The sequence below is a fragment of the Sphingobium lignivorans genome (genome assembly GCF_014203955.1).
Classification (GTDB): domain Bacteria; phylum Pseudomonadota; class Alphaproteobacteria; order Sphingomonadales; family Sphingomonadaceae; genus Sphingobium; species Sphingobium lignivorans.
The window spans coordinates 2,087,349-2,110,786 of record NZ_JACHKA010000001.1; the positions used below are offsets into that span (position 1 = coordinate 2,087,349).

Sequence of the window (23,438 nt, forward strand, 5' to 3'; positions counted from 1 at the left end):
TATCACTATGATAGTGATAATTCTGGCCATCCTTCCATGGCTTCGGGAGTGGCCTGTGCCCCTTCAAATCGTAGAGTTCAACGATCTCACGCCGCTGCACAATGGCGTCGCCCAGGTCACGCTGGGCGCCCCCATCGCCAACACCGATGGCGAAATCACCGGCGAAGTGACGCTGAGCGCGAAGACCCGGCTCATCAAGATCGTGGGCGACGGAACGATCGACTGGGGCAACGACACCCATCCGGAGCCGTTCCGCGGCGTCGAGTTCCGCGGCGTTACGCCCGGCATCCAGTTCACGGTCGCCTGATGTTCGGAACGCTCGGAACCGGTGGCGCCAGCGGCGTCTCGACGCGTGCGCGCAACGTTCGCGTCGCTGCGAACTCGACGGGCATCGTCTACACCGTGCGCCGCCTGCTCGGCAGCACCTCGACGATTTCTCTGACCGCAGCGACCAATGCGAACCTCAGCCTCGACGGGGACAATATCGAGGCTGAGAGCGGCATCGCGCTGAACGAGACGCAGAAGGCTGTCGTCCGCGAAGAGCTCGGCGATCAGGCCGTCGAATATGCGGTCAACGTCACCGGTATCCCGGCACTGGTCGATCTGACCATTTCTCCGGATACTGTCGTGAACGGCGTTGAGACCGAAATCGATATCGTTGGTGCGGCCGCAGGCTCGACGATCACCGGAGCCGTGCCCGCAGGTCTCACGCTGAACTCGGGATCGCGCACGATCACCGGAACGCCGAGCGCCAGCGGAACATACGAAATCACACTGGTCGAAACGCTCGCCGGAGCCATCGGATCTCCGCGCGTCTCGACGATCACGCTCACCGTCGAGACGGTCGAACCCCCGGCCGCGATGACAATCGATACGATCACGCCCGGTCCCGGTTCGCTGACGCTCGGCGTCACGGAGGGTGCTGCGGGCGACGCTCCGATCACCGATCACCGAATTTACCTGTCCTTCGACGGCATTGATTTCTTCCTGTTCGACACGCGCGCCCCTGCCACCGAACACGAACTGACAGGCCTTGCTGGATATGGCGAAGTCCATATCTACGTCACCGCGCTGAATATCGGCGGCGAAGGTCCACACTCCAATGTCGTCAGCGGGACGCCAGGCGCTACGGCGCCTCTCGCAGGCACGCTGTCCCTCGAACCGGGGGTGGGTGAGATCATCGCGCGTCCGACCAGTGGCGATGACGGCGGTTCCCCTGTGACGCAGCGCGTTTTCTACATCGGCGATACGGCCGGCACTCTTGTTCGCCAGACTCCGACGACTGTCGGCGCCGAATACCCGTTCCTCTACGCTGGTGGCACGACCAAATATTTCGCGTTCGCCGATATCAACATAGTCGGAGAGGGTGCGCTTTCCAATATCGTCAGCGAGACATCTCTGTCCTCGGCGACGATACCGGGCGCATTCACCGGACCGATGTGGGATCTGGACAATGTCGGAGACGGGACGAGCCTGCGCGCCGTCATCAACGGCTATCCTTCTGCAAACGGCAGCGAAATCAACGATATCGAATACTCGCTCGACGGCGGCGTGACTGAAATCAGCAGTGGCGGAATCGTTGATTTCGATATCGGCTCGCTGGCAACCAGTGTTCCTCAAAATACGGTCATTCGCGCAGTCAATGGTGTCGGCCCCGGCCCATGGAGCGACGTGAAGACGCGCGCACCAGAAGTCGCAGTGGATGGTATGCGTCTCGGCATGGGGCTTGCTGGCGTTTCGAGCTTCAGCCGCGCCATTCCGTTCCGCAATATCCTGTGGACTGCTGCCAACTGGTCGAAGGACGAACCTTCGATGTCCGGCACGATCTCGCGCGGGTTCGTCACTGGCACGACGGGCTATAGCGACACATTCTATCGCCTCATCAAGAAGGACACCGTCGCAACAGCTCTCAAGACGGGCACCTATCACGTCCTCCAGTTGACGGAAGGGCCGAAAGCGTCGCTTCGGGTAAACGTCTCTGGCCAGCCCAACGGCGCGTGGTACACGTCGGACTTCACCTTCGAGGTAGTCGGCGGGCAAAATCAGGTAATGCTCAACCTGCGCGGCGATCTGACGCACCAGATCGCTATTGTTCACGCCGACGACCTGGCGGCCTATCTTGCGGGCGGCGCAGACAAGGAGTTCACGCCCGAGTTTATCGAGGCGATCCAGGCGTGCAACCTGACCGGCCCGTTGCGCATGATGGACTGGCTGGGAACCAACGGAAACTTCATCCGCGAGTGGTCGCAGCGCACGGCTCTCACCGACAACGCCCGCTCGTTCGGCATGATGCCCTACGAGATCGTGATCGACGCCTGCAATCTGCTCGGACTCGATCTGTGGCTCAACATTCCCGGCATGGCGTCAAACGACTATGTCGCGAACCTCATTGCCTTGATCAAAACACGCCTCGATCCGGCGCTTAAGGTGCACGTCGAACTGCACAATGAAATCTGGAACAACGGCGACGCGTTCCTGATGAATACGCTGTGGTTCACCTATGCGGACTACACGCGCTATAACACTCCACGGGTCGAAGGCGAGGACGCCTATTATCTCGAAGGCCATGGCTTCGCCGATCTCGATCCGGTCGCGGTGTGGTATGGCCCGGCGCAGAACGGCACCTATAACATGGTGCTGCGGGTCATCGACGAGAACAAGTTCCGCTTCCAGCGCAGCGGCTCTCCGAACCCTGCAAGCGGCACGGGGAATGCCGTTTTTGTGCGCACCAACGAAGCCGGCAAGTCACCGAACCACAACGGCAACATCGGCTATGCTGTCCGGTCCATGGAAATCTGGGCGCTCTTCGACGATGAGGTTGATGGCCTCGGTCGTGCTCGCGTCATCCACGAGATGGGCAGCATGCTCACAAATTCATCGGGTGTCGCCAAGCAGCGCGTTCAGCAACCCGGCGCACTTGCGGCGCTCGATCACCTTTCGGTCGCGCCTTACAACCGGACATACTATGTCTGGGGCAACTGCGTCGACGTGTCCGACGGTGCAATGACGCTGAAATCCTGGCTCGGTTTCCCGGGCAGCGGGTCGGCAGCGCGCACAATCAAAGCACTTGTCTATGAGCCCGGCAGCGTACCGACGACGCGCCAGCTCATCAATGGAACGGGTGCCGGCTTTGTTGCCACTCGCGATATCGCAGTCCCTGCCTCGCCTGCGGACTTCGTTGCCGGAACAGCAATCACTGGCCTCGACAATACGAAGGCCTATGAGGTGTTCTTCGTCTACGAGAGCCGCTGGGTAGCCCACAAGTCCATAACGCCGAACTCCACGCGGACGGAAGGCGTCATGGAGGACTTCAAGGACCATCTATACCGCAGCCGCAGTCACCTGTGGGGCACCATTGTCAAGGCACTGGATGACAATATCGCCCTGATCGGCGACAAGCCCCTATCGCTCTATGAGGGCAACAAGGATGACCAGACGTCGGCCGAGATGCCGCCGCTCATGGAACAGTACATCGCAGAAATGGTCGATAGCGATGTCGGCTCCGATTATTTCATGGAAATTCTGAAGGCCTGTGCAACACGCAACGTGGATGTCGCGTGCTGGTTTACCGACCTCACGGCCAACTGGTACGGCGTGTTCGACCTGTTCTCCAGCTATCTGGACTATGATAGCCCGCGTCAGCAGAAGCTCGCGGCATTCAATGGTGTCGTGCCGCGCGATCAGGCGCTCATTGTGGCGAATCCGTCCGATATTACGCTCAACTCGGCGCCCGGTTCATACCCCCATCTTCTGCTGACGATGCCTGATGATAGCCTGACCTATCGGTTCGCCGGATCCAACGTGGACGGCTATTTCGCCTGGCTCGGAAACCAACTCTACCTGACAGGCGACGTCGGACTGAACTGGTCGATCGTGAACGATATTGCGCTTTCATGCGATGCCTATAGCGACAATTCTGGCGCCAATTTCTCGGTGAGATGCCTGCTTGGTGGAAGCTGGGCCAGCCCGTATTCCGTCTTCGTCTTCGACGCTGAAGAGGATGCCGACACGGCTGCGCTCAATCCGATTGTAGGCGGAACGCTGGCACTTACTGGGACGGCGGCAACTTACGATTCCACCAACAAGATGTGGAATTTCAACGCTGCCGGGCGCTATTCGAACACGTCCACGGCGACGAGCGCTACGGTATCCAAGAGCCTGCCGTTGTTCATCGCGATGGTTCTCGACAAGGACGACCAGAACGAAGGCTTCACCCGCACCGTGGCGCGGTTCGGCAACGTCACAAACAGCGTCGTATTCGAACGCACGGGCGCGAATCTCCTACGTGCACGCTGGGTCGACAACGACGCAGGATTTAACGTGGCAATGAACTGCCACAGTGCCATGCCGAGCGGAAAGCTGGTCGCCTGGACGTTCAGGGCGGCCGATGGAAGAATCTACGCTGGCTATAATTCCAGTGGTGCGAATCACACGTCAAGCAGCCTCTATCTCGGCAGTTCGACAGCGTTCCCCAGAGAAGTCTCCATCGGAGGCACGTCCAGTTCGACGGAAAGCCGGATGAAGCACGGTTCTATTGTCATCGTCTCTCAGGCTGATCTCGATCTTACTTCTGTTCTACTCCATGTCGCCACCCTGGAGGCAAAGGAACTGGCTTAGGGTCATCCTTCAAAAGGTAAGTTATCCAACTCACAGCGAAAAAGAACAGCGTGAACCACAGGAAGCAACCGTCAGTTTTCATCAAAACATTGCCCCGTTACACGGGCCGCAATGTTCATTGGTGCCGCGCTTCTGTCCGCATTGGCCGCAATAGGTCAGATCGGCCGCGATGGTTCGCAGCATGATAAAAATACGACGAATCATAACTTCCTCCGTGGTTTGAAGCATAACATTACGCCTTCGCGTTAGGAAAGCGGTAATTTCCGCTATCCGTCATCTTCTGACACAAGAACCTTAATCGTTTCGACGTGCCCAGGATAAGTGCCAGCGCACACCTTGCGAGGAACGATGAATTGCGGCATTTCCCATTGCTGGTGGCAGTTGGGGCACTCTACAGCGTCGGCGAAGTCACCGTCATAGTGTGATTGTTCGCCGCAATCGCAGCGGAAGTCCATGCAGATATTGGTATTCTTATACTGGATAAACGCGTGCGTGCTGGCGATCACGGGGTTTGGCTGACCATCTTCGTTGTCGATGAAATTGCTCATTTCCACTCCATAACTCTGAGATTAGAAGCAAGAGCACGCTCGATCTCGTCGGCCATCGGCATCCGATCATCAGCCTTCCGATCGTCATAGGTCACGATCATTGACCGGATATAGCCGGTCGGCTTGAAGCGGCTGAGCACGTCTGCATTGCTGAGCGGTAGGATCATTTCCCTTCCTTTTCGATGATGGCGCGGACGGCTTTGCCTAGCTCGGTGAGTAGTCCGCGCTCATACAAGCCCTTCTCACGAAGGGAGCGTATTGTGCTTTTATGGTGATGGCCACCTAGGTAGAATATCGCGTTTTTCTGCGCCTCGCTCAGCCGCGCAGCTATCTCGGCAGGGGATGGGGTTGTCATCCGAATGTCTCCCGGCGCACAGCAGGTTGTGGCGTCGATGCTGCGAGTGTTTCACCAGTTAGGCGTAGCGCCATGAGATCAGCGGCAAAGGCCCCAATCCGCTCCAGATCGGCGGGCGTAATATGCGGGTACGCCTTTTCAAAGAAATGCCGCGTTTCCGTGGCCACCTGTTGAACGCGATCGAGGTGCGTTTCCCCGCTCACCCTTCCCCTCCCTCGGTCTGCGCTGTGCGAACATAACCGGCAGCGTCGAGCGCCAGCTTCCCTCGTTCGAAAGCTCGTTGGTAAAGTTCGATGATATCGACGTTCATCGCCTTTCCTATTTCTACCAAAACAGCGGGGTTGCACGCCTCAGCTAGCTGCTTCTCGGCACGCTCTGCGCGTTGGCGTTCGGCTTGGCGATGGCGCGCCGCCAACATGGCAGCGTCCCGCACCGCTACGACGCTGCCGATCTGCGCCCCACGAAAGTGTAACTTTACGATCTCGATAGCAAGCGCGTAGTCTTCGTCGCTCGGCTCCACCGCAGCATCTGTGGTCTGGTCGGTCATTTGAAGCACCCCTTTATGCAGCGTTTGCAGGTGTGTGCGCTATCAATTGCCTGAACGAATTTTGTATCGGCGACCGTCCAGTCCTCGCACTCGCGTCCGCAAAATGTCCGATAATCTCCGGCCAACCTTATGTGCAGCGCCGCATTCGGGTTCCCATATGGGATGACGACTTCATTGCCACTACGATCGCTCATGACGACTGTTCTCCTGCGAGAGAGCGGATGGCAGCAAGCATTGCCCTGTACGCCTCGCCACCAGTGCGGTATAGATCGGCGTTGGTGCCGCGCAGCTTCTCGTATGCATCCTCCAGAGCCTTTGCCCTGATTGATGAGGTGGCGGCAGAAAGGGCGGCGCGAGCAGCATCGCGGCAGAAGTCTGCGTAGTCGTAATTCAAACCGCCCTGCACATCATTGATCGCCTTCGCTACCTTCTCCACCAGCCCCTCATCCGGTTCTGCGGTAGGGGTGGAGGATGTGCGGGTGTTCCATGCGCGGACTGCATCAGCTTTGCTATGAAAGCCTTGGGCAAGCTCCTGCGCGCCACTGTAAAACGAGTGACAGCTGTGGCTGATCCCGAATTGGCGATACCATCCATAAGGGCCAAACACCTTTACGTTCTCACCACCACAGAACGGGCACGGAGATAGCTGCTCTACAGGCACCAATTCATTCTCGCTCATGACTGATCTCCCTTGGGCTGGCGGATTTGGGCGAGGGCTTTGGTGGCGACATTGCGGCAATGGACAATGCTTCCGCCATCCATTGCGGATGGCGCAAATTTGATCCGCTCCAGCGTCTCCTCCGCTATAGCCAGCTTGCGCAGAGCGTCGTTCCATTCGTCAGCGAGCACGTCGTTCTTGCGATCGGCTTCGATCAGTGCTTGCTCAAGCTCGGCTTCTCGGGAGGATGCGAGGCGTTCGATGGCCTTTTGTAGGGCGCCGTTTTCAACATAAAGCCGCCATGATTTTTCCGCGTCGACATGCTGCACATCGCGGCGAAGCTGGTTGCCTCGCCAGCCATCCCCATGGGCAGTTATGAAGATTTCGCGATATAGCTCCACCTCCTGCGCAGGCTTTGCGGGCGTGGCGACGCGGAGGCGATGAATGCATTCCGGCCTGTTGCAATCGCCCGAAAGTTTATCTGGCGCGAGCATTCCGCAAGCTTGGCATTTTGTTCCAAGCTCCACTTGCGCAGGCTTTGGCCGCTCTGCAGGGACCGGTTCGGAGGCGGTATCGAGCGCGGCAATCGCGGCGTCGCGCGCGATATACCAGTCATGCATCCTGTCAGCCTCATTCGCGTAGCCGTCGGCATCCTCCGTGATGGTCAGATCGGCAGCCTGCTTTGCAATCTCGCTCTTGAGGCGCTTCATGGCCTCGGTGTGGTCAGTCATTTTTCCACCTCCCATCACTCAGACAACAAATCGTTGTGATCATCATCCCCGCTAACCCGAGGATCCCGAGAATCCCCAGCACCAGAGAGTCGAACGCAAAGCTCGCAGCCATGACGAGCGGCGCCAGATAGAACACATCGAACCAGCGCAGCCCGTCCCAGAGGCGTCTCGGCTCCCACATCAGTCCCTCTTCGCCGCACAGGGTATCGTCGGGGTGGCCCCATCGCCTGGTGCGCTGGAGCGGCACATGTGGCGGAATGCCCCCTTCACTGATGCCGTCGCTCTTGACGTAGTTGAGCACCCGGAACGCAGGGTTTGTGCAACGATGCCGCTCATAGCCCCTGAAGTCGTTCAGGTAGTAGCGGCAGGCCCGGCAAGAGTGCCTGGTTGCCGTCCGGTCGTCCTTGATCCGAGCCTCTGCGGCGTCAATCTTCGCTTTGAGATCGTCGAAGGCGCGTTCGGTATCAGTCATTTTTCCACTCCGCCTCGGCGTACTCGCGCCATTTCGTGAGCAAAACTGGTAGCAGTTCTTCGAATTCGCCCACTGGGAAACAGCATCTCGGGCTTATACCATAATCTGCGAAGCCGAACGTGCAGAGCACCTCACGGAACATCTCGTGAGCCAGATTTTCGCCTTCGAGTGATCCCCATTTACGTTCCTGCATATTACTGAGAACGAGAATGGCCATATCGTCGAAAGCGGACGAATAGCTTCCGTAGAAGCACGGGAATATATTCCACGGATCGAAAACATCATCTGTCCCGCGCTGCCATCTTTCAGTCAGTTGCGGCTTTGCGATCTCGCTCTTCAGGCGCTTCATGGCCTCGGTGTGGTCAGTCATTGACAGCCTCCAGTTCGTCGCGCACGCGCCGTCCCCAGGCTTCAATCCAGTAGCCTCTGCCCATCAGCGCGCCGCTGTCTTCGTCGTGAAGCGGGCCATAGTCACAGAGTCCCTCCCGATTCAGCCACTGCAATGTGGCGCGCGCTTCGCCCATGGATATATCGAGATCGACAACCATGTGGCTCGGCCCTTTGCCATAGTGGCAGTCGAGAGCCAGAAGGACGTTGCGCTGCACCGGGGTAAGGGAGGCCGCCACCGCTGCTGGATCCGGGGTGGGGGTCATGACCACGCCCCTCTGATCCAGTCGTCATTTTCGTCGTGGCAGCGCTGCCACTTCGCCACGTCTTCCTCGCTGACCGGCATGCACTGACCATGGTAGCGCCCGGTCGATGCGCGCTCCTCGCCATTGTCGTAGTGGCTGATCGTGTCGTGAAAGGCGCGACCATAGTAGCGCCAGCGATTCATTCCATACGGCGCGCAGCCGGGTTGATCAGGCCCCATGTCGTGCACATAGTTGATCCGCATGACGGCGCTCGGGCCATAGTCGTAGCGAACCAGATCGCCGACTTTCCACGGCTCCATGCGGCCCGCTGCGGTTTTCGCCGTACCAGGTCATGCTGCATCCATGCCGTCGATGTGAGCGAAGAGTTCCTCGCGCGTCGGACAAACGTCGATCATCGAAGTCGTATAGAGCCTGCGGGCCGTATAGCCGCCGCCCGACACGGCGTTCCAATGCCAACCCTTATATTCGCCGGACAGCGCCTCCGGCACTATCTTATCCGCCCGCGCCTGCGCCGCCTGGTCGCTGTACCCATCGGCGTAGCGCTTCGACAGCTTGGCGATGTTGTGCTCGATCGTCTGCTCGCGGGTGAGGCCGTAGTCTCTGCGGATTCTGTCCATGACCCAGTCGAGGCCGGCAATGGCGCGACCGAGCGCTTCGACGTCGAGTTCCTCGTTATAGAGCACCCACTTCTTCACGGCGTCGAACACGTCGGCCGCCACACCTGGGAGTCTGTGCTCAGGTGGGCCGAAGCGCACCTTGTTCGGTATCTCGTAGCGATTGTAGCCGATGATCGGACGCGCGAGCCCCTCGATATAGAACTCCAGATCGCCGAGCTCTTCGATCAAATTCTCGAAATCGGCCGTCATGATCGCGTCGTAGAGCTCTCCCGCTTCGCCCGGGATGCACGAAGCCATGTGCCAGGCATGCGCCTTCTCGGGGGTGAGGCTGGCGAGGATGTCAGCGCCGGGCTTGGCGAGCGATGCGACGAATTCGGAATAGGTGGGGGTGGTCATGAGAACAGAATCCTTGCTGGCGAGAAGGCTGCCCAGGATACGGGCACGAAGAACCAGAGCGCCTTGCACGCGAGGTGGATCGCTTGGTCCTGGTTGATGTCGATGCGGCCCCGACATTTGGCATCGTCGGTCCAGAAGTGGATCAGCGCTTCGGCGAAGAAGAGCCACCAAACTCCGGTGATGAGAGCGACGGCCGCGCCGTGGATGGCAGCATGGGCGCCAAGCGCCTGCCACCATGGGAAGCCTGTGATTGGCGCCGTCCGGTTCTTCGCCTTGGAGATGAAGTCCCCCTGCAGCGGATAGTCCGCCACGAAGTGGGCACCGATCAGGGCAATGAGGATGAGGTGTGGGTCCATCACTCAAACCTCCAAGCGCTGCGGCAGGCCGACAGCGTCACTCGTCTTGTTGAACTTGCGCGCCGTCACCTCGGCGAGGCTCAGCCCGTAGCTGCGCGCGATGCTGTCCAGGCAGATGATGGCGTCGCCGATCTCGTCGCCCAGCTTCTCGATGGTGGTCCGGCTGCCGCGCCAGCCACGCGCCTCGCGGACCAGCTTCTTCACCTCGTTGAGGACTTCGCCCGCCTCGCCGCCGAACTCGTTCGCCATGTAGAGGGGGTCTTCCGGGGAGCCGTTCGACCATGCCGCGTAGCGCTCGCCGTTGATGCGGCGGAGTTGGTCGAGGAAGTCTTCACCGGTGGTATTGCGCGCCATCGACAAGCGGCAATATGCCGAGGCAATCAGAACACGACCGCCCAAAGCGATCTCGTGCTCCTGAAACTCCCTGTCGTCAATGCGTCGGATCATATGCGCAAGTGCCGAACGAAGACGCTCTGTATCGCCGAGGAACTCGTCGGTGATGGGTTCGCTGGTGGTGGTCATGCCGATTTCTCCGTGAGTTCGCGAAGCCTCAGCATCGCTGACGTTTGATCTCGGACGCCGAGGAGCGCCCATATCTCTGACAAGGCGGTGGTTTTCACCAGCGCCGCGACGCTGTCGCTCGAGTATCCCTTCGCCCAGTGGGGCCGCAGCGCTTCGAGGCGCTGGATCTTCTGTTCAGCCTTCGCCAGCTTGCCGCGCAGCTCGTCGAGCTCATAGGCCATGGCGAGCCAGCATTTGGCGCCGGCAGGCAGTTGGCCGAGCCATGCTTCGCCGTAGCGGAGCACATAGGCGTCGCCTCCCTCCCTCCCCCTGAATCAGCGTGTACTTGCCGTCGTCGATGTCGATGCGCAGCAGGTCTGTCATAGCTCGATCCACACCGCCTGGTCGCCCCAGACCCTCTGGCGGCGACGCAAAATGTTACCGAGCAGCCCCTCTTCCGTTTTCAGGCCGACGAGCTCTCCCGGGATGGTGACGCGAAGCGGCGACCGACCTGCCAAGGCGCGCACGCCGAGACTCGGCCAGTATGCGATCAGATGCTTGTGCACCGGATGGCGCTGCCCCTCGAAGCCAGCGTCCCTGGCCCTGTATTGGTTGTGGAAGACGATCATCTCCAAGGGCAGCGGCCGCGGACGTTCGAAGCCGAAGCGCGCGGCGATACGTTCGATCAGGGTCACAGCTCAACTCCTTCAAAAACAGTTCGGATAGATATTTCGCCGGATCGCCGCCGAGCGCGATGCACGCGCCGTTCCATGCGGCCTCCCATTCCTTGGCGACGCGTCCGGAGCATGACAGGGCAGGCTTGGTCTCGTCGCGGTAGCGCGGCACCACCTGGTCGGCGATTTCCGTGCAGCGGCTGGATAGGGTTTCGGGCGTCAGCGCGATGCGCTCGCCTGGCATGAGCCGTTCGATCGTCACCATGACGTCGGCACTCCATAGGCGTTGCCGACGAGGTTCAGAAACTGCTCGATCCGATGCCGCGCGTGATCAGGTGTCATCCGGTCGTAGAGCCCGTCGAGCGAAGGCGGAACGCGCGACCCGACGCGGCGCCAAGCCTGCGTGGGCACATCGATCGGGAGCTCGTCGGCGAACTGCTCGAGAAGCAGCACCGTTCCCTCGCAGCGGATGTTGAGCGTGTGTATCTGATCGGCGCGCGATCGGTAATAGTCGCCACGCGTGAAGACCCGGCTGCGCCCCTCTTCGACAAGGAACTCTTCGCGCTCCCACGTAAAGCCGTCACCACCGTTCAGAGGCGTGCGATACGAGAAACGGTCGTAGCGCGAGCTATGGAACATGTATTTGCTGAGTCTGGCTCCGTCCCCGTCCCCGATCGAGAAATATGTACGGTTCCGCACTGCGCCGGCCATCACCGTCGTCACGAAGGCGTAGCGGTGGTTGTGCGGGATCACCAGTTCCGGCAGGTGCGCCAGATCGCCGTCGAAGAAATAGACCTTGCGGGTCAACTCCAGCGTGCGGCTGAGGCACAGATAGTCGAACCCGCGAACGTGGAAGTTACGGTACGAGTTCGCACAGATCGTCTCGATGTCGTTCATCCCCAGAACCCTCCGGCGCCGAGCAGAACGATCCAGATGACGGCAGCGCCCGTCGCCGCGGGAAAGCTATACGGTTCGCGCGGCTGGCCGTGCTTGGCCAACTGGATACCAAGGCTCAGCGCGATGAGCACGATGGCGGTAATCTGCGGCCAGTTCATGATACCGGAACTCCTTTCCAGTTGATGTCGCTGCTGAGCAGCTCGCGTGTCGCGTTGAGCCATCGCGGCGAGAGCTGGCCGGCCTTGATGGCGACGGACACTGCGTCTCTGCGCGTCAGGAACCGGCCCGTGGACGACATGAAGCCGTCGATGTCGCCGGGCTGGCCGAGGTACGGGTTTTGATCGCCCAGAGCCATGCGCAGGTCGACGTGCGACTTGAAGGCACTGCTGGTGAGAGTGGGGCCGCGCTGGATCGCTACGGCGATGAGGCGTTCGACCGGCGCGCTCACAGCGTCTGCTCCCGTGAGGTCTTGATGGCTTTGAGTGCAGCGGTGAGCCTGCGCGCTTTGTCGTAGCGACCGGAGCGGTAATCGATCGCGCGCTCAAGACGCCCGATACCCTCGACCTGCGCCGCGCAGATTTCGCGGGCGAGCAACAGATCGGCGTCGGGCGGTGCGGCTTCGTGCTCTTCGATGTATTCGGCGAAGACGAGGATCGTCTGGGCTGAGATCATTGGATTTGACAACCTGGTGGCGCGCTTCACGTCCTCTGCTGTGAGCATGCTCGCTATGCTGGGATACAGCTCGGAGGAGTCGATCCTCTTGAGCACGCGCTCGATCGCCCAGTCGGCTGGGAGTTTCGCTTCCATGGTCATTTCTCCTTCCTGCCTCAGCCCCGCACCGCGCCAGCGATGACAACGCCTTGCGGCGGGACGACGTTGGTGATCAGCGCGTCGGCCACGAGCGCGTAGAGCGCCAGGACGATCAGCGCCGCGATGCATTCGCGCGGGGTCACGGCTGAATTTCCTGCATCGATACGATGTTCGGCTTCATGGAAAGCCATGGGACACGCCAGCCGATCGTCTCGACCCGGTAGCGCTTTCCGACCTGGAAGCGCGCCTGCATCGAGGCGCTGTCCCACTTGCCGTTGAGAATGCCGCTGTCACGGTTCTCGAAGACTTCGCCGTTCGTGCCGAAGACGACATAGTAGCAGTCCATGTCATCGCCGCTCGCGTCGCACTGACGCTCTTTGCTGCTGACCGTGAAGTCGTGCGTCTCGCGATGATTGTTCTTCACCACAGCGAAACCTACGCCGCATAGCGCAACGGCTGCGAAGAGGATCAGCAGCCCCGTGCAGCCGAAGGGATCATCGGACCTCATGCCTCAACACTCCGCGAGCAGAACCGGCCGCGGCGCTTCGCCTTCTCGCGCGCACCCTCGTGCGGCTTTCCGGTGTGGCGGTTGATGTGGGCGGAGTCGGAGCGCGGCGAGAGCGTCTTGCGCACGCCCTTCGTCGCCCGGTCGAGCATCATGCCCATGAGCTGCTGCGCCTTTGCGCGCTTGTAGCTGACCTTCTTCCAGCCGCGCGTCGGATGCAGTGTCTGATAGCCCGTTTCGCCGATGCGGGTCGGCTGCGGACGAACAGGCTTGTCTTCGCGCTCTGCCATCTTGCGCTCAAGGCGGCTCATGTGGCTGCCGGGGCTGTCCGGTACGATCTGGACCTTTGCATTCTTGCCGATCAGCGCCGAGTTCTTCATGTCGTCCATCGGTTCAACCTTCCGCTATGCTTGGAATCACTATAATCGTGATATGGCACCGACTCGCTGAGGCTGTCAACATAATAGTGACATCCTTCGATTTCTCCGGTGGGCCTGGCGACGCCGCCGGTCTCCAATTTCTCTGAGGTTTACCGATTTCCCCGAGAGGGGTGGCGCGGTGCGGCCTACCTCCGATTTCCCCGGGAGGGTTGACGCGGTGCGCTGTCACGTTTATAGGGATTGTCGCTTGTCATAGCGTTTCACCTGCCAGCGTTGCAACCGCGGGCAATAACCCCCGGATGGCCTTGCACGGCTGTCTGGGGGTTTCGCTTTTCAGTCTTCGTCAGACGTCGCGCGCAGCAAGCACAGGCGACACGTCACCTTCGCCGGATCCGCGGTAACCAGGATGGCCCTTACGCCCGACGCGTGACGCCTCACGGCCGTTTCGATCGGACGCGGGAAGGCCGAGCCGATGGCCATATGACAATGCGTTCTGTCATGCGTCTTTGCGCCGTGGATTGCTCGGGGACGGCCGCCGGCAGTGGCGTCGCGGGGCTTCCATGGGGCGCTATGGATTGGACAGCGCACGATACCAGGGCGCACGATCCAGCCGTCTGCCCGGGCGGAGGCTTCCAGTTCGCGAAGGCTTGACGTGCTGATGCCGCGGCGCGCGCCACATATGTCGCATTCGAGATCGTGAAGGCGCCCCATGGTTGCGCCTCTTAGCTTTGCGGGCTGGAATCGAAAAGGGCGCCCCGTGAGGCGCCCCCGTCGATCGATCGGGCTGGCAGGATCAACGCACGAGCGAGACCAGGATGAAAAGCCCTATCACGCTCAATATCGAGATCGGGATCCATTCGAGGCGCTTCACCATTGCGCGCGCTTCGCTTCGTTGCTCGGGCGTTGCGATGGCGTTGCCCATGAGCGCAAGCACGGCTACCAGGATTATGATTTTCAGCATGGCGGCGACTCCTGGCGCAGTCTCGCTATAACGCGATATCCTATAAAGTCCGCGTCGTCCGGATCGTCCGACCATTCCGGTTGCTCGTTGATTTCTTCCGATGTGCGTACCAATTCGAATTCCGGAAAAGCCGCCTCGAATCTTTTGATCAGACGATTTATGCAAGTGGTGCAACCGCCATCCGCCGTGCCGATTATATCAGCCGCCTTCTGTGCCTCTTCCAGTGTCATTTCTTTCCCTCTCTACCAGTCGAAGCCGGTGCAGGCTTCACGCGGGGCGCTGGCCGCAATGAATGCTTCCAGCTTGGCGATGCGGCCTGGCATAGCCTCATAGGCGGCGCGGACTTGTTCGGGGGATTCGCATTCCCTGCCGTCCGCCCATTTCGTCCCCTGCCCCGCGCCGACCAGACTCTTAGCATAGTCCATGCCGTCGCGCTCGAGCTCGATTTTATCCCTGGCGCGCTTCATTGCGCGCTCGGCGCAGTAGCCGCGGCCGCTCAACAGGGTTTCGATATCGTCGGCGATGACGTTGCATAGTGCCGTGAAGCCCTTCGCGGCGCGGCTTGCCTTGGTGAAATGATACGCGTTGACGTCTCCGAAAGCCGATGAAAAGGCCCATAGACTCCCGTGGTCAACGTTCCATGTAAGATCGTAATAGTCGGGAGACGGCGCCGAGCCGTCAAACTCGACGTGCACATAGGGGCCGCCCTCGACTTCGATTTTCAGGCGGATTTCGCGCGGATGCAGGGAATCCGGGCGCGTCACCTTTGCGCCCTTTTCGGTCGCGAGGGCTTCCAGGATATCGGCCATTTTCGCGCGATCGGCTTTGCGCTTTTCGGTCAGTTGCATGTTGATTTTCCCTCTCATGTTGACGGGTTAGGCGAGCGGAGACCAAAGCAGGCCGGCCGCTGACATGTCAGCACGGAAGGCCTCAATGAGCGCCGGCAGTCGCGCCTCAAGCGCCGCTTTCAACTCGTCCGGTTCGGCGCTCAACTCTTCGTCAGTCGCATCCGGCCATGCGGCGGATTGGCGCGCCGCGTCTAGGTCGCGCGCCTTCCCCTCCCCTTCGCGATACAGGGGAACCCATTTCAAAACCGGCGCTGGCGGTAAGTCTTCCTGCTGTCCGTCAAAGCCTTTTTCGAGGATGAACAACGGGACGGTTTCCGCGCCCCGATACATGTCACCGGTCGGCGTGCTCGAAATGCGAACCCCTTCCGCGTTGACCGCTTCAAGAGTCCAACACGGTTGTTTCGTGCGCCCATTGATGATTTGGCGCCGCTCTCCCGCCCGCAGGCCGTTATGGTCTCGATCGCCGGCATGGTAGATGGTATTGCTGATATAGTGCATCGGCCCGTCAGTACTGCACAAATGCCATTTGATGAGATGCGCCAACTCCGGAAAAGTCTCGGCGATTGCCTCATGGTGACAGCCGATTGAACCGTCATCGATGCGGCGCGCGGCGCCCGAAATTTCGGCGGTTATTGCGAATGACTGGTGCCCATTTTTGCAACTGTCATCGAATCGAATGACCGCATGCAGTCGAGCATTTGGGCCATATATCCGCGCCTCTCGGCCGCGGCGCCCTTCGCTTATCCACTTTTGAGCGCTGAAAAGATGCGGCGCATCCGGGCGAACATGACGGGCATATAGGCGCCCATCAATTCCGTTGATCGCATGGCGGGTTTCGTCGCTGAACGGCTTATTCATGTTTCATTCTCCCTATAATGTTGACAGGTTAGGCGCGCGAATCCGACCATGGAGCGCGCGTTGCGGTCTCGCCGTAGCGGCGCTGTCCGGCCGCAATGGCGTCCATCATCCGCGTGTAATAGCGGGCGCTGCATTCGCCTTCGGCCATGACGTAGCAATCACTGCCGGGCTTCGACCAGCACAAGCGCCAGAAACGCGGGTGCATGATGTCGCGCATGACGTAGAGGCGCTCCGACTGATCGGGCTGCAATCCTCTGTCTGCGGCCATGGCATAGGGGCGCATTAGCGTTGCCCCTTTTCGGCAGGCAGTTCCACCAGTCGCGCGCCACGGCCTTCAGACCAAGTGAAGCGAAGTCCCGAGCCATCCGAATAGCGCGCTTCCGTGAGCGTTACGCGCCCGGCGCCGTTGCGCTTTTCCTTGATGATCTTCGCGGCCTCAAAGAGGGTGCGGGCCGCCGCCGTAGTGGACGGCATAGCCGCCTTGCAGCGTGTAAGCCGCTGCGCCGCTGCAGGCCTTCGCGACGTCCAGTGCAATGCTCATTTCCCAAATCCTTCCATGTCGAGCGAGCGCAGCGCCTTGACGGCTTTTCTCCAGTGAGCGCGCGTCGCGTGAATGATTACGGCGATGGCGATCAGGCTTATCGTCGCTGCGCCTATGAGGTGGGCGATATGGTTCATTTCACGCTCTTGGCGCGCAGGCCGTTGCCGACTCCGACATCGTCGAGATATTTGCCTTCGCCGTGGAAGGTCGCGAAGCCGGGATAACCCTGGAAGATCGCGCGGACTTCGCGAAGTGCAGCTTTGCGACTGAGCCATTCCGGCGAGCTGAGCGTCAGCGTGACGACAATTTCTTTCCGCTTGGTCATGTTCCAGTATCCCCATTATATTGACGACTCGGATAGTCCGCGCCGTTTCCGTGACGCCATTTGCTCTTAAATCTTAGCGTCTGTCAACATTATAGTGACACGCTGTGCACGATCATGTGGTGCGAGTTTCTGCGCGTCCTGCATCCTGCGCCGCTCGGCCCATGTGCGGCCGGACGCGTCGCGCAACGGCCATGCGCTATCGGGCGATTTGCGTTTCATGTGCCGGACCCTTCCGTCTATCGTTGAGGCAGGCGCAGCAAGCGCCCGTCGACGTGTAGCGCTCGCCGTCATGGCCGCGCTTGCACATGGGGCCGACGTAGCGCGTTACGCCAAGTAGCCTGGCGGCTTCGCGCTCGCGGTCTATGGGGCGGCCTTTCATGCCACGAGACTCTTTGCCGCGTTAAGAACTTCGCGCCCTAGGTCTGTTATGGCGACTTCGCGCCAAATCTCATGAACCCTTCCACGCAACGGATCAGGGGTCGATATATCGAAGTCGCCGCGCAAAATCTCTTTGTCGATAAGCGTTCCGATGGAACGTGCAGCCTGAGCGTGAAAACAATGCGCGCCGCGAGAAACTAGCAACAGCTTTTCGTACTGCGCCAATGTCATTGCGCGCGCCAAACGTTCAGCCCGAGTCATTGCAACGTGCTCCCGATTACTTCGCGCTCTGCCGTGGCGCAGATGATCCTTACCGCTTCGCGCTCGCGGTCTATGGGGCGGCCTTTCATGGACGGCCGCAGCGCTCTGCAGCGCGCAGCTCGGCGGCTTTGAGGCGCAATTCCTCAAATGCGATGCGGGCAGCAGGATCAGAACGATCGATGCGCCCGTGCATCTTTTCGTCGACGAACGCGGCGAATTCGACGGCTGAGGCTTTGCGCTTGAAGCGGCTGGCGTAACCGTCACCGCTATCGCCCGTGACGGCGAAGGCATTGCTCGGCTCTTCGCCGTCAGTGAAGCGCCCCATGACAATCCACGGCGCCGCGCCGTTGCGCTTTTCGATATAGGTTTCAAACGTGCGGACCATGTCTCTATGCCTTCCATTTGGCGAAGAGCGTGCCGATTGGGCGCCCCTTGCGGTCATGCAAATCAGCATCGCAGCATGTCGGCGCATTCGATATCCCATGATGCACGCTGCAGTGCTTGGCGGACGGTCGGCGCCAATGACGGCGCCAGCACGCTGAAATCCGGAATGCGTGCCATGCTGCGATGCTTATAGGCGGGCACGCCATTATGAGTTTGGCGCAGCAATCCGCCGCTATGATATTCAACCGTGAACATGTTGATTATCCCTCTTGTGTTGACAGGCTGGGCGCGCGTTTAGCGTCAGTGGAACGTGAGGCCTCCGAGCGTCTTCCGGTCTAGCGCGGCGCAGATGGCCCTTGCGGCTTCGATCTCGGGCGCCGAGAAATACGGCGCTTCCTGCCCCAATTCGGCGAGCAACTCGGGCTCTTCCACCCATGTGATGATCTCAATGGCCCGATCTTCGTCCATGGACGTGGCGGCCATCTCGAGCACCTGCGCCCAATCGTCGGTTTCGAGCAGCGGCAGGGCGTCAGTGCTATGCTGCCCTTCCACCATGCGGATGACGGCGAAGCGCGGAGTATCGGGGAACTCTTTCTGCGCCGGATCGACATAGTCGATGAACACGCCCATGCTCTGACTGATCAGCCAGAACGGGCATGGATCGTTGTGCCAGCTTGCGTCCTGCCAATGGGCCGGGATGGCCGGCAGGCTTGACGCGTCATAGTCGGGGAATTCCGTGGCGTAGGTCATTTCGAATCACTCCGTTTCCTTGTCCCTATTTGCTCTTAAATCTTAGCGCCTGTCAACATTGTAGTGACAGGACTGCGAGCTCCGAGCTGTGCCGGCTGCAGCTCTGCAGCGCCTGGCGCCTTGGGGACGCGTGAGCTGTGCGCCTCTTAGTGCGTTTGCGTGTCTGTGCGTGTCTGAGGGGTGGCGAGGTGGAGGCTTGGCGCCTTTGCGGCTTTGCGTGTCTGTGCGTGTCCTGACGTGTCTGTGCGTGTCATCGTGAAGGCTTTGGGTCTCTTAGCCCTGCCTCGCAGTGTCCTGACGTGTCTGTGCGTGTCTGTGCGTGTCTGAGGCTTTGCGCGCTCTTAAGAGTTAAGAGTTAAGAGAAAAGCCTTTTATCCTTTGATCTCAATGGCTTAAGGTACTATGCCGTCGACCGCGGCAAGGGCGGGGAGCGCTGAGCGCGATTCTCGCAAGGTTCCGGAGGTGCCGCTGAGACAAATGCACCTTTTGCTAAGATAAAATAGCCTGGCACGCACAGACACGTCAGTGGAATGGGTCATCTGAACAGGGTGCAACAGGTGAACAGCCTCTGAAAAAAGCTGTTCACCCTCAAACCCGCAGAAATCCTTGAGTTTGAACAGGTGAACAGGTGAACAGCTTTTCCTATAACTTCTCTACAGGGAGGGGTATTTTGAATAAGCCGTAAAGGCACGGCACTGGTAGACCTCAGAGGCGCGAAAAAAAAAACACCCCTGTAGAGAAGTTATAGGAATCGGCCAAAAAGCTGTTCATCCTGTTCACTTCGCCATAACACATTGATTTTACAGTTAAAAATCCGCACAGGGTGGGTGCACAGGGTGCGCACAGGGTTCCGACCCTGTTGCACCTCACGCGCAACGAGAAAGGGCGCCGATCGCTCGACGCCCTCTTCGGTTCAGATGCGGTGGAACATCAACGCCTCAACTCTTTGCGCCGATAGACCCGCTGGCGCCCGATACCCTTCTTGAAGGTGATAAAGCTGCCCGGAGCTTCCCAGTTGGACAGCTTCGCCATAGCGCGTCCAAGCATCTGGGCGTTCTGCTGCGTATAGTCTTTGCGTTCGCGCTCGAGCGCTTCGCACCAGATCTCGACGAGGCAGGTCTCCTTGCGGATTTGCCCTTCATCCTCGCCGTCGATGCTGCCGGAACGGATCGGCGCGTCAAGCCATGCCTCGATCTGCCCGGCCATCGCGTCCTCGACCGTCTCCACCCTGGCGGATTCTTGAAGCCGTGCGGCGATATCCTGGGCTTCGGCTTCCGCCAGATAGAGCGGCAGCACGCCGCGCGGCTGGATCCGGCGCATCTCGCGGTAATGGACGACGGCCTCGGCCCAAAGCTGATCGACTTCGCGCTCAAGGCGATCCGTGTCGATGCTATCGACCTCGCAGACGATCGGCCAGAAGCGTCGGTTGCCGGTATCGTCCTTCAGGTACTTGAAGTCGTTGGTCGATCCGAAGAATATGCATTGGCGGTGGAATTCCTGCGCGCGCTTCGCATAGGCGAGACGCACCTTGTCCGAGCGGCGGCTGAGGAACGCCTTGATGTGGCGGACGTCGGCCCTGACGAAGCCGCCAAGCTCGGGCATCTCGAGTATCCATGCCCCCTGCATCGCCTCAACCATGGCTCTCGCGTCTTCGAACTCACCTTCGAGCTCAGCGAACCAGCTCTTCGCGAGGATGCTGATGAAGGTCGACTTGCGCTTGCCCTGCAAGCCCTGAAGAATGACCGCGCTGTCGAACTTCGCGCCCGGCTCGTACACACGCGTGACGCCGGCCGTCAGGATCAAGCGCGCAACGCTGCGAGTATAGGCGTCGTCAGGGGCGCCGAGATAGTCGACGAACAGACGTTCCAGGCGCGGAACCCCATCCCATTCGAGCGTGTTGAGATATTCGCGCACCGGATGGAAGGCGCTTTTGCGGGCAGTGATGTCGATGGCAGCGCGCAGGTCGCGATCGGACACCTTGATGCTGTAGCCACCCTGGGTTTTCGGCGCCTCGATCAACGACCTGATGGCGTTGTCCTTGTCCTCGGTCCAGAAATCTCCGTTCACGTTGTCGCGCAACGACCATGACGGCCCATCGAGCTGCAAGGTCGGCTTGGCGGACTTCTTGCGGGACGGCTTGACGCCCGGAACCCCGCGCTGGACGACCTCCTGGGTGAACTCGTTGAACTGCATGACGCCGGTGAACCGAACATCGTTCGCCACCAGCAGCCTGATATTGTGAAGGGTGGCTTTGATGCCGCCCTCTTCGGTGATTTCGAGCAGCGATTTCCACTCGAGATCGGGCGTTTCGTCCTTCGGTGCCTTGGCGTCGGCCTTGTCGAACTCATCCGCGTCATCGTCGTCGAGCGAATCGGCCTCAACCCCTAGCAAATCTGCGAATTCTTCGTCGATTTTGCTCGATTGCGCATCATCATCCGAGCCGGCCGTGTCGTCGTCCAGGTCATCGAGATCGTCGAGCTCGGCGGCCATAGCCGCGGCGCGGGCGTCCTGCGCCCACTGGCGGATCGTCGCCATCGTGACCGGGCGGCCGCGGTAGCGACCAAAGCTGCGCCACTTGATGCGGCGCATCTCGCGGTCCTGACGATCCCCGGTATATTTCTTCGAGCGCTTCGTGTGGTGTAGCCACAGATCGAAGCCTTCCTGACTGCCGCCCATCTGGTGGTGGATAGCCTGGCCGAGACGGATCCAGTCGTCATAGTGAAGATCAGAGACGTCGATCGCATCGAGATCGCGCTCCATCTGGCCAGGCTTGAAGTCCAGAGGCGGAACGGCCTCAAAGGCGTAAGCCGCATCCTCGACGACGCCCAGCGCCTCGACGTGCGAAGCCGAAACGAGCGGCCCGAACCCCAGATCGAGCATGTCGAGATCGAACGGGCGCTCCCAGCGATAAGGCTCACCGGTGTTTGGGTGGATCGACGGCGGCAGCACGACCTGCTTTCCCGAGCCGAACAGTTCCACTTCCCACTCGCAGGACCAGACGTCCTTGTCCTGAGCCTTGTCGAACCGGCGGAACTTCTCGGCAGAGGCGGCAAGGCGCCGGCTGCGGAATGGCTTTTCGGTGACGAAATAGAGGTGCCGGCTGGCGCCGCCGCTGCCCGATATGACAGAGGGGAACGACATGGCGTCCGGAAACAGCTCGAGCAGCTTCGCCATGGCCTCTTCGACCATGTCCGGCACGCGGATGTCGACGTCGAGCACATGCAGGTAGCCGCCTTCGACCTGCGACGGCTCTCCAAGTCGCACGCCTGCGTTCAGACCATCCCGATAGCTCGCGCGCAGAGCGTCAAGCGTCGCGACCGGGATGTCTGACCAGTTGTCCTTGATGGGACGTTTTGAGCGGGGTGCGAGCCAATGAACGGCGAACCCCGCGCGCACAAAAGGCGCGATCTGATCGAGCATCACGCAAACAGGAACTTCGAGAACTCTTCACGCGCAGGTGCGGTGCCGGGACTGAGTCGAACCGCGTATCCGTGGAGGGTCTCCACGCCAGCTTTGGACAGGCGGCCGCTGCGCATCCACTTATAGACGCCCTCCCGGCTCATCCCCATGTCTTCGGCGAGCTTGACGATCAGCAGGCCTCCCATCTCGTCGGCATAGGCCGGAAACACGCCAACCAGGAAGTCATGTAGCGGCGTGCCTATCCACTGGCCGGACGAATATCGATTTGAAGCGTAAGCCACAGGCACCCCATCGTGAAAACTTGCGTCCTTAAGAGGGTAGATAGCCCATCTCGACGGCGTTGTCACTATTTTGTTGATTGTGTCACGATAATGTTGATATATACCCCTCGACTCGCCGGGTTGGCGGGCATCGATATTCGGAAAGAAGGGACACGGGGCTTATGGCACTCGAAGAAGCACTGCTGGAAGCGACGAAGGGCATGGCCGCCCTCACGGAAATGCTGAAGATCACTGCGCAGAACCAGGAACGACTGATCGCCGGCCAGGCGGCCGCCATCGAGAAGGTGCAGCCGGAGACGCGCACGCGCACGCGCGCCAAGAAGGACGAACCGACGCCAGCCGCTGCACCCGCCGAGACCGAGACCGCCGAAGCGCCGCCGCCGGCATCGACCGACAGCTCGCCGACGTTCACCACCGAGGTGTCGGACGACGAGCTCAAGATCGTGGCCAGCACCTATCTCGCGGGCGAGAAGGACAAGGGCATGGAAGCCCTGCAGATCGCGAAGGACTTCATTCCCTCGATCGCGGCGGAATTCGGATCGCCGAAGCTGTGCGGCCCCGAATCCAAGCTCACCCCGGCCGAGCGCGTCAAGGCCTGGTTCTTCCTCAAGCGCAAGAGCGCCGGCCTGCCCGTCGATTTCAACGGTGACTACGATTTCGACGGCGATCCGACGCAGGGCGGCGAACCCGCCGCTCCCGAAGACGACTTCTGAC

The 23,438-nt window shown here is 60.3% G+C and carries 39 protein-coding genes; 3 read left to right on the forward strand and 36 right to left on the reverse strand.

The genetic code is table 11. From position 1 onward, the window contains the following. Positions 1-55 precede the first annotated feature (55 nt). The gene (locus tag HNP60_RS09560; protein WP_184152956.1) at positions 56-307 is read left to right on the forward strand and encodes a hypothetical protein; all 252 of its coding nucleotides are present in this window, start codon (positions 56-58) and stop codon (positions 305-307) included. Then, positions 307-4,617, forward strand: a complete 4,311-nt coding sequence (locus HNP60_RS09565; RefSeq protein ID WP_184152959.1) for an Ig domain-containing protein — start codon at positions 307-309, stop codon at positions 4,615-4,617. Before HNP60_RS09560 ends, HNP60_RS09565 begins: the two co-directional genes overlap by 1 nt. A 266-nt stretch (positions 4,618-4,883) precedes the next feature. Here the strand turns inward: HNP60_RS09565 and HNP60_RS09570 are convergent, their stop codons facing one another. From HNP60_RS09570 to HNP60_RS09740, 36 genes are all read right to left on the reverse strand, one after another. Beyond that, entirely contained in the window at positions 4,884-5,165 is a 282-nt protein-coding gene (locus HNP60_RS09570) for a hypothetical protein (RefSeq protein WP_184152967.1), read from the reverse strand. Next, entirely contained in the window at positions 5,162-5,332 is a 171-nt protein-coding gene (locus HNP60_RS09575) for a hypothetical protein (RefSeq protein ID WP_184152969.1), read from the reverse strand. Before HNP60_RS09575 ends, HNP60_RS09570 begins: the two co-directional genes overlap by 4 nt. Further along, positions 5,329-5,520, reverse strand: a complete 192-nt coding sequence (locus HNP60_RS09580) for a hypothetical protein (RefSeq protein WP_184152971.1) — start codon at positions 5,518-5,520, stop codon at positions 5,329-5,331. Before HNP60_RS09580 ends, HNP60_RS09575 begins: the two co-directional genes overlap by 4 nt. After that, entirely contained in the window at positions 5,517-5,723 is a 207-nt protein-coding gene (locus HNP60_RS09585; protein ID WP_184152973.1) for a hypothetical protein, read from the reverse strand. Before HNP60_RS09585 ends, HNP60_RS09580 begins: the two co-directional genes overlap by 4 nt. Then, a complete protein-coding gene (locus HNP60_RS09590) occupies positions 5,720-6,067 on the reverse strand; it encodes a hypothetical protein (protein WP_184152975.1) in 348 nt (115 codons plus the stop codon). Before HNP60_RS09590 ends, HNP60_RS09585 begins: the two co-directional genes overlap by 4 nt. A gap of 190 nt (positions 6,068-6,257) precedes the next feature. Further along, on the reverse strand, positions 6,258-6,746 hold the full coding sequence (locus HNP60_RS09595) for a Lar family restriction alleviation protein (RefSeq protein ID WP_184152976.1): 489 nt from the start codon (positions 6,744-6,746) through the stop codon (positions 6,258-6,260). Next, entirely contained in the window at positions 6,743-7,456 is a 714-nt protein-coding gene (locus tag HNP60_RS09600) for a hypothetical protein (protein WP_184152979.1), read from the reverse strand. Before HNP60_RS09600 ends, HNP60_RS09595 begins: the two co-directional genes overlap by 4 nt. After that, entirely contained in the window at positions 7,449-7,928 is a 480-nt protein-coding gene (locus tag HNP60_RS09605) for a hypothetical protein (RefSeq protein ID WP_184152981.1), read from the reverse strand. The genes HNP60_RS09600 and HNP60_RS09605 overlap by 8 nt, the downstream gene beginning before the upstream one ends. Beyond that, complete coding sequence (locus HNP60_RS09610; protein ID WP_184152984.1) at positions 7,921-8,298, reverse strand: hypothetical protein; 378 nt, start codon at positions 8,296-8,298, stop codon at positions 7,921-7,923. Before HNP60_RS09610 ends, HNP60_RS09605 begins: the two co-directional genes overlap by 8 nt. Then, positions 8,291-8,581, reverse strand: a complete 291-nt coding sequence (locus HNP60_RS09615) for a hypothetical protein (RefSeq protein ID WP_184152986.1) — start codon at positions 8,579-8,581, stop codon at positions 8,291-8,293. The genes HNP60_RS09610 and HNP60_RS09615 overlap by 8 nt, the downstream gene beginning before the upstream one ends. Next, a complete protein-coding gene (locus HNP60_RS09620; RefSeq protein WP_184152988.1) occupies positions 8,578-8,880 on the reverse strand; it encodes a hypothetical protein in 303 nt (100 codons plus the stop codon). The genes HNP60_RS09615 and HNP60_RS09620 overlap by 4 nt, the downstream gene beginning before the upstream one ends. A 30-nt stretch (positions 8,881-8,910) precedes the next feature. After that, the gene (locus HNP60_RS09625) at positions 8,911-9,594 is read right to left on the reverse strand and encodes a MazG nucleotide pyrophosphohydrolase domain-containing protein (RefSeq protein ID WP_184152990.1); all 684 of its coding nucleotides are present in this window, start codon (positions 9,592-9,594) and stop codon (positions 8,911-8,913) included. Further along, positions 9,591-9,950 (reverse strand): DUF3307 domain-containing protein, encoded by a 360-nt coding sequence (locus HNP60_RS09630; protein WP_184156990.1) that lies wholly within the window; start codon positions 9,948-9,950, stop codon positions 9,591-9,593. The genes HNP60_RS09625 and HNP60_RS09630 overlap by 4 nt, the downstream gene beginning before the upstream one ends. A gap of 3 nt (positions 9,951-9,953) precedes the next feature. Then, complete coding sequence (locus HNP60_RS09635) at positions 9,954-10,472, reverse strand: MazG-like family protein (protein WP_184152991.1); 519 nt, start codon at positions 10,470-10,472, stop codon at positions 9,954-9,956. Then, on the reverse strand, positions 10,469-10,756 hold the full coding sequence (locus HNP60_RS09640; RefSeq protein WP_184152993.1) for a hypothetical protein: 288 nt from the start codon (positions 10,754-10,756) through the stop codon (positions 10,469-10,471). Before HNP60_RS09640 ends, HNP60_RS09635 begins: the two co-directional genes overlap by 4 nt. 75 nt (positions 10,757-10,831) lie before the next feature. After that, positions 10,832-11,146, reverse strand: coding sequence for a hypothetical protein (locus tag HNP60_RS09645; protein ID WP_184152995.1), 315 nt, complete (start codon positions 11,144-11,146; stop codon positions 10,832-10,834). Positions 11,147-11,383: 237 nt separating this feature from the next. Then, on the reverse strand, positions 11,384-12,022 hold the full coding sequence (locus HNP60_RS09650; protein ID WP_184152997.1) for a hypothetical protein: 639 nt from the start codon (positions 12,020-12,022) through the stop codon (positions 11,384-11,386). Continuing rightward, on the reverse strand, positions 12,019-12,180 hold the full coding sequence (locus tag HNP60_RS09655; RefSeq protein ID WP_184153000.1) for a hypothetical protein: 162 nt from the start codon (positions 12,178-12,180) through the stop codon (positions 12,019-12,021). The genes HNP60_RS09650 and HNP60_RS09655 overlap by 4 nt, the downstream gene beginning before the upstream one ends. Continuing rightward, on the reverse strand, positions 12,177-12,470 hold the full coding sequence (locus tag HNP60_RS09660) for a Y16D family protein (RefSeq protein WP_184153002.1): 294 nt from the start codon (positions 12,468-12,470) through the stop codon (positions 12,177-12,179). The genes HNP60_RS09655 and HNP60_RS09660 overlap by 4 nt, the downstream gene beginning before the upstream one ends. Next, the gene (locus HNP60_RS09665) at positions 12,467-12,829 is read right to left on the reverse strand and encodes a VHS/ENTH/ANTH domain-containing protein (protein WP_184153005.1); all 363 of its coding nucleotides are present in this window, start codon (positions 12,827-12,829) and stop codon (positions 12,467-12,469) included. Before HNP60_RS09665 ends, HNP60_RS09660 begins: the two co-directional genes overlap by 4 nt. Before the next feature lie 20 nt (positions 12,830-12,849). Further along, complete coding sequence (locus tag HNP60_RS19945) at positions 12,850-12,975, reverse strand: hypothetical protein (protein WP_260394813.1); 126 nt, start codon at positions 12,973-12,975, stop codon at positions 12,850-12,852. After that, positions 12,972-13,340 carry a DUF1523 family protein gene (locus HNP60_RS09670; protein ID WP_184153008.1) on the reverse strand — a complete coding sequence of 123 codons (369 nt, stop codon included), beginning with the start codon at positions 13,338-13,340 and terminating at the stop codon, positions 12,972-12,974. Before HNP60_RS09670 ends, HNP60_RS19945 begins: the two co-directional genes overlap by 4 nt. Next, positions 13,337-13,726 (reverse strand): hypothetical protein, encoded by a 390-nt coding sequence (locus tag HNP60_RS09675; protein ID WP_184153011.1) that lies wholly within the window; start codon positions 13,724-13,726, stop codon positions 13,337-13,339. Before HNP60_RS09675 ends, HNP60_RS09670 begins: the two co-directional genes overlap by 4 nt. A gap of 784 nt (positions 13,727-14,510) precedes the next feature. After that, positions 14,511-14,678 carry a hypothetical protein gene (locus HNP60_RS09680; RefSeq protein ID WP_184153014.1) on the reverse strand — a complete coding sequence of 56 codons (168 nt, stop codon included), beginning with the start codon at positions 14,676-14,678 and terminating at the stop codon, positions 14,511-14,513. Then, complete coding sequence (locus tag HNP60_RS09685) at positions 14,672-14,908, reverse strand: hypothetical protein (RefSeq protein ID WP_184153018.1); 237 nt, start codon at positions 14,906-14,908, stop codon at positions 14,672-14,674. The genes HNP60_RS09680 and HNP60_RS09685 overlap by 7 nt, the downstream gene beginning before the upstream one ends. 12 nt (positions 14,909-14,920) lie before the next feature. Further along, a complete protein-coding gene (locus HNP60_RS09690) occupies positions 14,921-15,526 on the reverse strand; it encodes a hypothetical protein (RefSeq protein WP_184153021.1) in 606 nt (201 codons plus the stop codon). Between the two features lie 27 nt (positions 15,527-15,553). Beyond that, complete coding sequence (locus HNP60_RS09695) at positions 15,554-16,384, reverse strand: hypothetical protein (RefSeq protein ID WP_184153024.1); 831 nt, start codon at positions 16,382-16,384, stop codon at positions 15,554-15,556. A 28-nt stretch (positions 16,385-16,412) separates the two neighbouring features. Then, positions 16,413-16,652 carry a hypothetical protein gene (locus HNP60_RS09700; protein WP_184153027.1) on the reverse strand — a complete coding sequence of 80 codons (240 nt, stop codon included), beginning with the start codon at positions 16,650-16,652 and terminating at the stop codon, positions 16,413-16,415. Between the two features lie 269 nt (positions 16,653-16,921). Next, the gene (locus HNP60_RS09705; RefSeq protein WP_184153029.1) at positions 16,922-17,062 is read right to left on the reverse strand and encodes a hypothetical protein; all 141 of its coding nucleotides are present in this window, start codon (positions 17,060-17,062) and stop codon (positions 16,922-16,924) included. Further along, positions 17,059-17,250 carry a hypothetical protein gene (locus tag HNP60_RS09710; protein ID WP_184153032.1) on the reverse strand — a complete coding sequence of 64 codons (192 nt, stop codon included), beginning with the start codon at positions 17,248-17,250 and terminating at the stop codon, positions 17,059-17,061. Before HNP60_RS09710 ends, HNP60_RS09705 begins: the two co-directional genes overlap by 4 nt. Positions 17,251-17,625: 375 nt before the next feature. Beyond that, positions 17,626-17,889: a hypothetical protein gene (locus HNP60_RS09715; protein WP_184153035.1), complete on the reverse strand. Its 264-nt coding sequence runs from the start codon at positions 17,887-17,889 to the stop codon at positions 17,626-17,628. 85 nt (positions 17,890-17,974) lie between these two features. Then, positions 17,975-18,274 (reverse strand): hypothetical protein, encoded by a 300-nt coding sequence (locus HNP60_RS09720; RefSeq protein ID WP_184153038.1) that lies wholly within the window; start codon positions 18,272-18,274, stop codon positions 17,975-17,977. A gap of 62 nt (positions 18,275-18,336) precedes the next feature. Beyond that, complete coding sequence (locus tag HNP60_RS09725) at positions 18,337-18,528, reverse strand: hypothetical protein (protein ID WP_184153041.1); 192 nt, start codon at positions 18,526-18,528, stop codon at positions 18,337-18,339. 45 nt (positions 18,529-18,573) lie between these two features. Next, positions 18,574-19,023 (reverse strand): hypothetical protein, encoded by a 450-nt coding sequence (locus tag HNP60_RS09730; RefSeq protein WP_184153044.1) that lies wholly within the window; start codon positions 19,021-19,023, stop codon positions 18,574-18,576. Positions 19,024-19,953: 930 nt separating this feature from the next. Continuing rightward, complete coding sequence (locus HNP60_RS09735) at positions 19,954-22,443, reverse strand: VapE domain-containing protein (RefSeq protein WP_184153047.1); 2,490 nt, start codon at positions 22,441-22,443, stop codon at positions 19,954-19,956. After that, positions 22,443-22,724 (reverse strand): hypothetical protein, encoded by a 282-nt coding sequence (locus HNP60_RS09740; RefSeq protein WP_184153050.1) that lies wholly within the window; start codon positions 22,722-22,724, stop codon positions 22,443-22,445. Before HNP60_RS09740 ends, HNP60_RS09735 begins: the two co-directional genes overlap by 1 nt. A 161-nt stretch (positions 22,725-22,885) precedes the next feature. Between HNP60_RS09740 and HNP60_RS09745 the strand changes: the two genes are divergently transcribed. Further along, positions 22,886-23,437, forward strand: coding sequence for a hypothetical protein (locus HNP60_RS09745; RefSeq protein ID WP_184153053.1), 552 nt, complete (start codon positions 22,886-22,888; stop codon positions 23,435-23,437). The last annotated feature ends 1 nt before the right edge of the window (position 23,438 follow it).

What these genes read in the sequence shown, in the direction of transcription:
- HNP60_RS09565 (WP_184152959.1), top strand. Translation starts at nt 307, where the DNA reads ATGTTCGGAACGCTCGGAACCGGTGGCGCCAGCGGCGTCTCGACGCGT.
- HNP60_RS09570 (WP_184152967.1), bottom strand. Translation starts at nt 5,165, where the DNA reads ATGAGCAATTTCATCGACAACGAAGATGGTCAGCCAAACCCCGTGATC.
- HNP60_RS09575 (WP_184152969.1), bottom strand. Translation starts at nt 5,332, where the DNA reads ATGATCCTACCGCTCAGCAATGCAGACGTGCTCAGCCGCTTCAAGCCG.
- HNP60_RS09580 (WP_184152971.1), bottom strand. Translation starts at nt 5,520, where the DNA reads ATGACAACCCCATCCCCTGCCGAGATAGCTGCGCGGCTGAGCGAGGCG.
- HNP60_RS09590 (WP_184152975.1), bottom strand. Translation starts at nt 6,067, where the DNA reads ATGACCGACCAGACCACAGATGCTGCGGTGGAGCCGAGCGACGAAGAC.
- HNP60_RS09595 (WP_184152976.1), bottom strand. Translation starts at nt 6,746, where the DNA reads ATGAGCGAGAATGAATTGGTGCCTGTAGAGCAGCTATCTCCGTGCCCG.
- HNP60_RS09600 (WP_184152979.1), bottom strand. Translation starts at nt 7,456, where the DNA reads ATGACTGACCACACCGAGGCCATGAAGCGCCTCAAGAGCGAGATTGCA.
- HNP60_RS09605 (WP_184152981.1), bottom strand. Translation starts at nt 7,928, where the DNA reads ATGACTGATACCGAACGCGCCTTCGACGATCTCAAAGCGAAGATTGAC.
- HNP60_RS09610 (WP_184152984.1), bottom strand. Translation starts at nt 8,298, where the DNA reads ATGACTGACCACACCGAGGCCATGAAGCGCCTGAAGAGCGAGATCGCA.
- HNP60_RS09615 (WP_184152986.1), bottom strand. Translation starts at nt 8,581, where the DNA reads ATGACCCCCACCCCGGATCCAGCAGCGGTGGCGGCCTCCCTTACCCCG.
- HNP60_RS09620 (WP_184152988.1), bottom strand. Translation starts at nt 8,880, where the DNA reads ATGGAGCCGTGGAAAGTCGGCGATCTGGTTCGCTACGACTATGGCCCG.
- HNP60_RS09625 (WP_184152990.1), bottom strand. Translation starts at nt 9,594, where the DNA reads ATGACCACCCCCACCTATTCCGAATTCGTCGCATCGCTCGCCAAGCCC.
- HNP60_RS09630 (WP_184156990.1), bottom strand. Translation starts at nt 9,950, where the DNA reads ATGGACCCACACCTCATCCTCATTGCCCTGATCGGTGCCCACTTCGTG.
- HNP60_RS09635 (WP_184152991.1), bottom strand. Translation starts at nt 10,472, where the DNA reads ATGACCACCACCAGCGAACCCATCACCGACGAGTTCCTCGGCGATACA.
- HNP60_RS09650 (WP_184152997.1), bottom strand. Translation starts at nt 12,022, where the DNA reads ATGAACGACATCGAGACGATCTGTGCGAACTCGTACCGTAACTTCCAC.
- HNP60_RS09655 (WP_184153000.1), bottom strand. Translation starts at nt 12,180, where the DNA reads ATGAACTGGCCGCAGATTACCGCCATCGTGCTCATCGCGCTGAGCCTT.
- HNP60_RS09665 (WP_184153005.1), bottom strand. Translation starts at nt 12,829, where the DNA reads ATGGAAGCGAAACTCCCAGCCGACTGGGCGATCGAGCGCGTGCTCAAG.
- HNP60_RS09670 (WP_184153008.1), bottom strand. Translation starts at nt 13,340, where the DNA reads ATGAGGTCCGATGATCCCTTCGGCTGCACGGGGCTGCTGATCCTCTTC.
- HNP60_RS09675 (WP_184153011.1), bottom strand. Translation starts at nt 13,726, where the DNA reads ATGGACGACATGAAGAACTCGGCGCTGATCGGCAAGAATGCAAAGGTC.
- HNP60_RS09680 (WP_184153014.1), bottom strand. Translation starts at nt 14,678, where the DNA reads ATGCTGAAAATCATAATCCTGGTAGCCGTGCTTGCGCTCATGGGCAAC.
- HNP60_RS09685 (WP_184153018.1), bottom strand. Translation starts at nt 14,908, where the DNA reads ATGACACTGGAAGAGGCACAGAAGGCGGCTGATATAATCGGCACGGCG.
- HNP60_RS09690 (WP_184153021.1), bottom strand. Translation starts at nt 15,526, where the DNA reads ATGCAACTGACCGAAAAGCGCAAAGCCGATCGCGCGAAAATGGCCGAT.
- HNP60_RS09695 (WP_184153024.1), bottom strand. Translation starts at nt 16,384, where the DNA reads ATGAATAAGCCGTTCAGCGACGAAACCCGCCATGCGATCAACGGAATT.
- HNP60_RS09700 (WP_184153027.1), bottom strand. Translation starts at nt 16,652, where the DNA reads ATGGCCGCAGACAGAGGATTGCAGCCCGATCAGTCGGAGCGCCTCTAC.
- HNP60_RS09705 (WP_184153029.1), bottom strand. Translation starts at nt 17,062, where the DNA reads ATGAACCATATCGCCCACCTCATAGGCGCAGCGACGATAAGCCTGATC.
- HNP60_RS09710 (WP_184153032.1), bottom strand. Translation starts at nt 17,250, where the DNA reads ATGACCAAGCGGAAAGAAATTGTCGTCACGCTGACGCTCAGCTCGCCG.
- HNP60_RS09715 (WP_184153035.1), bottom strand. Translation starts at nt 17,889, where the DNA reads ATGACTCGGGCTGAACGTTTGGCGCGCGCAATGACATTGGCGCAGTAC.
- HNP60_RS09720 (WP_184153038.1), bottom strand. Translation starts at nt 18,274, where the DNA reads ATGGTCCGCACGTTTGAAACCTATATCGAAAAGCGCAACGGCGCGGCG.
- HNP60_RS09725 (WP_184153041.1), bottom strand. Translation starts at nt 18,528, where the DNA reads ATGTTCACGGTTGAATATCATAGCGGCGGATTGCTGCGCCAAACTCAT.
- HNP60_RS09730 (WP_184153044.1), bottom strand. Translation starts at nt 19,023, where the DNA reads ATGACCTACGCCACGGAATTCCCCGACTATGACGCGTCAAGCCTGCCG.
- HNP60_RS09735 (WP_184153047.1), bottom strand. Translation starts at nt 22,443, where the DNA reads ATGCTCGATCAGATCGCGCCTTTTGTGCGCGCGGGGTTCGCCGTTCAT.
- HNP60_RS09745 (WP_184153053.1), top strand. Translation starts at nt 22,886, where the DNA reads ATGGCACTCGAAGAAGCACTGCTGGAAGCGACGAAGGGCATGGCCGCC.